Raw genomic sequence first — 6007 nt, forward strand, 5'->3', positions numbered from 1 at the left:
AGGAATATTCCTCGTATCTGTTATGCCCTCATTTTAGTCAGCAGTCCCACTCAAAACAAGGATACGATTCGATAATTAATTTTCAAAGTGGATCAGAATATTTTTATCCCTCGTGCTTTTTCGAGGTGGCTTTCTGTTTCTGTTTTTGCTGGATTAAAAATTCCACCAGATCCCGCAAATCGTCTTTGCTGAGCTGTTTGACAATCTCTTCCGGCATGGCCGATTTTCCCGAGGCCCGTTCATCAATGTCTGCTTTGGCGACACGAATGAGTGTCCCCTTGGCATCCATCAGTTCCAGCTGGTCATCGGTTTCTTTGCGAATAATCCCCACGATGACTTTACCGTCCAGCATCGCCAGTACCGCCGTCTCAAATCCTTTGGCAATCGCTTTGTTCGGAGCGACGATGGCTTCCAGCAGATAACGCCGGTCTTTGTCGATGCCGATACCGGACAGATCGGGGCCGACCTCGCCTCCGTTGTTATCGATTTTGTGACAACGGCGGCACGAAGTATCGCTGCGTCCAAAAAAGATCTCACGTCCGCGGGCCGCGTTCCCGCCTGCCAGCGTTTCCAAGTAGCCGCCAATCGCATCCTCCTGCGGGCGACTCTGGTCGAATGCCGTCCGCAGTTGATCCAGTTCGGGCGACTGCTTCTGCTGCGCCGCTTTCAACAGGTCTAACTGAATTTCGACGGGGACTTCCTGTTTGACGAGCCGCTGCATCCAGCGGACTAAAATTTCTGTGGCGGCGGGTGTTTTCATTTCAGCCAGCGTCTGGATGGCGCCCTGTTTTTCAATCGTCTGTCCTTTGTCGATGGCCTGTTCCAGCGCGGGGATGGCTTCGTCGGGCTGATGTCGGGCCAGAATATTTCTGCCGGTGACCCGCAGCTCGGGTTTGCTGTCTTTGATCGCGGTTTTCGCGACTTCTGTAATCTTCGAGTAACCGAGTTTGTCTAATGCATTCAAAGACGCGACGCGCACGTCTACGGGGCGTTTCGTATCGACGACCATTTCCGCCAGCAGGGGCGCCGCTTCTTTGATGCCGTATTTCGCTGCCAGCACGGTGCCGGCGGTTTTGATTTTCTCTGAACTTTGCAACAGGTCCGGCACGACAGGACCGACAATGCCGGTCAACTCAATCGGAGCCCGGTTCGCAATCGGCTGCCAGCGGCCCAGCACCCGATCCAGAGGCGCGGGTTCATTCCATTGATTGAGCTCTTCAACCGCTTCCAGCCGCAGTGCTTCGGGTACTTTCTGATCAGCGGCAATCTTTGCGACCGCTGCCGCATTCGCTGCACCCCCCAGACGGAAGTTGGCATTCATCACCCGTCGCAGTAACGCGTCTGACATGTCAGGCCGAATCGAAACGGCGGCCAGATCGGGCACAGCGGCGGGGAGCGGTTCATCGTTAATCGCACGGGCCGCTTCGAGCACGACCAGCGGATCAGCGTCCTGTAAAAACAGACCGACCTCTTTGCGCTGCAGGCGTCGCAGCGCCACGACGGCTCCTAAACGCACCGCCGCCGATTCGTGATTCGCAGCGGCGATCAACTGCGCGGCATCTCCGATGCGTGCCAGCGCTAGAATGGCCGCGTGCCGGAGCATCGGGTCGGCGTTGTTGTTTTTCCTGAGCAGTTCAAACAGCGCGGGAATCGCGTCCGCAGACTGCAGTTTTCCGAGTGCCAGCGCCGCGAAGTATTGTACGCGGGCATTGGGATCGGAAGTCAATTCGATGAGTGTCGGCACTGCCGCTTTCCAGCCCGCTTCGCCGGTCACTTTCGCCGTCTGGCCGCGGACTTCACTGTCGGCGTCGTTGAGCAGACTTTGAATCCCGGAAACAGCGGAACCGGTTTTACGCCCCAGTTGACCGACGCCCCAGATCGCGTGCAGCCGCGCGAGTGGATCTTTGGAATCGAGGGCCACACTCTGTAATGCGTCCAGCGCGTGCTGATCGACGAGTGCGAACTGGGCTTCCATGCGGATGCGCTGATCCGGATGAGCCAGCAGCTTGGCGAGTTCTTCCTTCGAGCGCTGTGAGAAGCCCTCTTTCATGATCTCCGCGGAATGTGCTTTCGTGGCGGCTTTGGCGTGTTCGGTATCGGTAAAGCGATAGATGCGGCCTTTGCCCAGACCGTTCCAGCCGTTGACCCAGTCGCTGACATACAGACTGCCGTCGTAGCCGAAATCGACATCGGTGGCCAGAATCTGCCAGAGGAATTCATGCGAATCGGTCAGCTCGAAGGAAGCCCCTTTGGGTTTGACGGCGAACGAACGAATGCCGCTCTGGGACGGCGTGCCTCGGAAGTCGGCCAGGAAAAAATGGTCTTTGTAACGATCCGACAGACCGACGCCCGGATAATGCACGAGCCCGGAAGGACCGTCGGCGAGATTGATCACCGGGGGCACCATGTAGGCCGGCTGTCCCTCGTGCGCGGGATGCCAGATCTTTTCCCGGTTGAACGGGCCGCGATCGCTGAGGTACTGATAATACATCCGCCAGCCGGTGTCGCCTCCTTCGACGACATACACCCAGCGGGCTTTGTCGCTACTGTCGGAATTGTTATCGCCGGTGAAGAGATTGCCAAAATCGTCAAACGTCAGTTCCTGCGGATTGCGCAGGCCGTAGGCGAATTCTTCCAGCTCGGTTCCGTCCAGGTTACAGCGGAAGACGGCTCCCGTGTCCGGGCGAAACAGATGTTTGCCTTCTTTGGTTTCAATGTTGTATCCCCGGTCGCCGATGCTGAAATAGAGCCGCCCGTCGGGGCCCAGCTTCAAGCCGTGCAGGTCGTGACCGCGAAAGGCGACCCGCACACCGTAACCGCTACTCAGTTTTTCCCGCAGTGTCGCTTTGCCTTCGTGGGCGGTGTCGCTCAGTTTCCAGACGTGCGGAATACACGTGTAATAAACGTAACCCCCGCGCGCCAGCACGCCGGCACCTGTCCCCTCCAGAATGCCGTTGAAGCCGTCCGCGAAGACACTCGCATGGTCGGCTTTGCCGTCGTGATCGCGGTCTTCCACCAGGCGGATGCGGTCGTGCTCGAGCCCGTACTGTTTGACTTCGTCTTTCAGATGTTTCCTGAAGTACGCCAGCCGATCTTCCAGGGTCTCGGCTGCCAGATCATCGTTCAGCCAGTTCATGTGGCTGCGATTGTCCTCGACCCCTTTTCCCTGACGAAAGGTTTCCGCCACGTAAAACCGCCCTTGTTCGTCGATGCAGAAGGCGACCGGATTCGCCAGCAGAGGTTCCGCGGCAAACAGACTGACGGTCATTCCCTGCGGCACTCGAAAACCCTGAATCGCCTGTTCGCCTTCTTTGGACGCCTCTGCGATGGCCGGTGTGTAAGGCGTTTCAGCGAAACTCGGTTGAGAGGTTATCAGCGGCAGCAGACAAACGCAGAGGGAAAACAGACAACGATGATCAAACGACAACAGTTTCAGACAGTGGACAGGGAACAAGGTGACACTCCTCGGCGAGACTATGATGTATCAAAATCGGGATAGATGAAGAATTTATCATATCTTAACGCTCCCTTTAAGCAGTTCACAGTCTGGAATTCTCCTAAGTTACCTGATCAATACAGATTTGACTCCGGCATAATTATTTCACGAGCCGGCAGAGTAGTTGTCTTTATAAACTGGCTTGAGCAGTGAAATCTGAGTACCATGAATGATATAGGAAAGACACTCAGAGCAGCGGGCTGGCTGTTCTTTAAGTTTGCTTAAAAAATATACGTCTTATGTCACAGGGTGCACAGCGCACTAGAATCGGGTCGCTCAATGAAGAATGTAGTCAGCCTCATCCTCGGCGGAGGAAAGGGCACACGTCTGTTTCCACTTACACAGTATCGCTCCAAACCCGCCGTTCCGCTGGCAGGCAAATATCGTTTGATCGATATTCCGATTTCGAACTGCATCAACAGCGAACTGAGCCGCATCTATCTGCTCACGCAGTTCAACTCGGTCAGTCTGCACCGGCATATTCGTCAGACCTACAAGTTCGATTCCTTCGGAGGCGGCTTTGTGGAAATTCTGGCGGCCCAGCAGACGATGGAAGGGACCGACTGGTATCAGGGAACCGCCGACGCCGTCCGCAAGAATATCCGCTGCATTGAACAGTCCGACATCGACTACGTGCTGATTCTCTCCGGCGACCAGTTATACCGCATGGACTATCAGGAGATGCTGCAGACGCACATCGAATCGAAAGCCGATGTCACGATTGCCACCGTTCCGCTTTCGAGCGAGCAGGCCTCCGCGTTCGGAATTATGCGCGTGGACGATACGGGGCGCGTCAAAGGGTTCCTGGAAAAACCGCAGACCGAAGAAGAACTGTCGATGGTGCGTACGCCGTCGGAATGGATTGATCAGCAGGGCATCGAAAGTAAAGGCCGCGACTGTCTGGCCAGCATGGGCATTTATCTGTTCAACCGCGATCTGCTGGTGAATCTGTTGAAGAAGACGACCTACGAAGACTTCGGCCGCGAAATCTTTCCGATGTCGATTCGCACGCACAAGGTACACGCGCATCTGTTCGACGGTTACTGGGAAGACATCGGCACGATCCGTTCGTTCTACGATGCGAACCTGGCGCTGGCGAATCCGAACCCGCCGTTCGATTTTGTGGTCGAGAAGTCCCCCATTTATTCGCGTCCCCGTTTTCTGCCGCCGACGCGCTGCGAAGGGGTGACGATCAAACGCAGCCTGATCGCCGACGGTTGTGAAATCGACGAAGGGGCCGTGATTGAAAACAGCGTGATCGGCCTGCGCTGCCGGATCGGCAAGAATGTGACGATCAAAAACTCGATCGTAATGGGTTCCGACTATTATCAGGACCAGTGTAAAGAGGCGGTCGACGACAGCCTGCCTCCGTTCGGCATCGATGACGGCGCTTATATCGACGGTGCGATTGTGGATAAAAACTGCCGCGTGGGAAAAAACGTCCGCATCGAACCCAACGGCCACACCGAACAGGACTTCGACCACACCGACGTCCTGATCCGCGACGGCATCATCGTGGTGCCGAAAGGGACCGTCCTGCCGGACGGGTGGAAGTTGTAACAGTAACTGGCAGTTCAATCCGTAAATCAGAAAAGCAGCCTTTCGGGGCTGTTTTTTTTTACATAGTTGCTTGAAAAATGGTCGCATGTATATATATTGAGGTTGTGGATAGAGATCGATCTTTTAGAGACTCCCCTGCTGACAGGAGTGAATCATGCGTTTTCCCGTAATTCTTGTGCTATTGAATCTCCTCAGTGGATCAGCAACGGCTGCGGATCCCCCCTCCCAGGAATATGAAGAGCTGGGTTTTAAAACAATCAAAGTTTATGAGTACAAAAAAGCGTTGCGGGAAGAGGGGGCAGAGATTCCCTCTTTTCCGCTCAAGACGGCCAATGCGCTGATCGTCGACTCACTCTATAAAAGTTTTCGTGCCGGTGTAGCAGGTTTGAAGGACGATGATTTGATCATTGCGGTGAATGGAAAAACGCTCAGATCATTTGATGAGGGAGACAAGCTCCTGCAAAAAATTATCTACAAAGATGAGCTAAAATTAAAAGTCATCCGTCGCGTGGAAAATAAATGGAATTGGATTGATGTGACGATAGAACCGGTTTCTGAACAGGATTATCTGCGTTCTTTTTTTACATGGATATCACAATTAGATGACACTTATCGAGAGTGTATGAATAGTACACACCATGAGGGGCCTCGTTCAAAATTCACAGATAACAATATCCGACTCTATCTCAGAGAGCAGGAAAATGAACCATTAAAAGTCTACCTTCAGGTCGTCAAATTTCTTCCCAGAGAGTCGGAAATGCTGGATGAGTTAACCGTTGCAGGTTTTTTAATCCAGACAGACCAGGCAAAATAACGTGTTGCCCATATTATGGAGTATGCCGAGCGGCTAAAAAAATATAATAAAGAAATAGCGGAACTCAAGCAACAGTACGATGCTTCCAAGAAAAAAGTAGAAGCCGCAGAAGAAAAGAAAAACGAAGATAAAGAAGC

At 53.8% G+C, this 6007-nt stretch carries 3 protein-coding genes; 2 read left to right on the forward strand and 1 reads right to left on the reverse strand.

Annotated elements, in window-relative coordinates; all coding sequences use genetic code 11:
* Positions 1-103 precede the first annotated feature (103 nt).
* Positions 104-3454 (reverse strand): PVC-type heme-binding CxxCH protein, encoded by a 3351-nt coding sequence (locus Q0294_RS06070; protein ID WP_299461946.1) that lies wholly within the window; start codon positions 3452-3454, stop codon positions 104-106.
* 321 nt (positions 3455-3775) lie between these two features.
* Between Q0294_RS06070 and Q0294_RS06075 the strand changes: the two genes are divergently transcribed.
* A complete protein-coding gene (locus tag Q0294_RS06075) occupies positions 3776-5056 on the forward strand; it encodes a glucose-1-phosphate adenylyltransferase (protein WP_299461948.1) in 1281 nt (426 codons plus the stop codon).
* A 154-nt stretch (positions 5057-5210) separates the two neighbouring features.
* Positions 5211-5870, forward strand: coding sequence for a hypothetical protein (locus Q0294_RS06080; protein WP_299461950.1), 660 nt, complete (start codon positions 5211-5213; stop codon positions 5868-5870).
* Positions 5871-6007: the final 137 nt, after the last annotated feature.

It is taken from the genome of uncultured Gimesia sp. (assembly GCF_937919775.1).
Lineage (GTDB): Bacteria > Planctomycetota > Planctomycetia > Planctomycetales > Planctomycetaceae > Gimesia.